Annotated in this window: 1 protein-coding gene; it reads left to right on the top strand. The window is 66.1% G+C overall.

The window, feature by feature from the left end:
* The first annotated feature begins 115 nt into the window (after window positions 1–115).
* Complete coding sequence (locus ACI3KS_RS19655; protein ID WP_404920224.1) at window positions 116–478, top strand: hypothetical protein; 363 nt, start codon at window positions 116–118, stop codon at window positions 476–478.
* Window positions 479–542: the final 64 nt, after the last annotated feature.

Raw genomic sequence — 542 nt, 5'->3', positions numbered from 1 at the left:
GATCAGACGCTGCGCGCCCTCCGCCTGAGACTTCCGCCGCGCCTCACGCGCCGCCTTGTCGATAGCCACCAGTGTGCTTCCTTTCATAAGGAGACCCACCCCTTACACACACCATTTGACACGCTCCACGGTCACGGCGACCACGCTCGCCGGGCAGGATGACCGGCCGGCACTGTTGGACGGGTACGGGGACCTCGACCCCGACATCGCCCGGAACCTCGCCGGCGCACACGGCGGGTGGACACGCCTGTTCCTCGACCCCACCGGGCTCATCGCCCACACCGACACCTACACCCCGACCGCAGCGATGCGCCGATACCTGCGCGCCCGGGATCAGCACTGTCGGTTCCCGGGATGCCAGACCCCGGTGCACCGGTGCGACATCGACCACAACCACGACCACGCCCACGGCGGGCTGAACCGCCCTGGGTTCTGTTCCGTTGTCTATGTGAGCGCCGGTTCGGCGTTCTGTGATTGATAGTAGGCGGCTTCGATCTCGGTTGGTGTGGCGTAGTCGAGAGCTTCGTGGAGACGCTTGTTGT

This window comes from Microbacterium sp. ZW T5_45 (assembly GCF_044987415.1).
Lineage (GTDB): Bacteria > Actinomycetota > Actinomycetes > Actinomycetales > Microbacteriaceae > Microbacterium.
The sequence above is the reverse complement of the archived record's forward strand: the minus strand, read 5'-3'. Positions and strand labels throughout refer to the sequence as shown.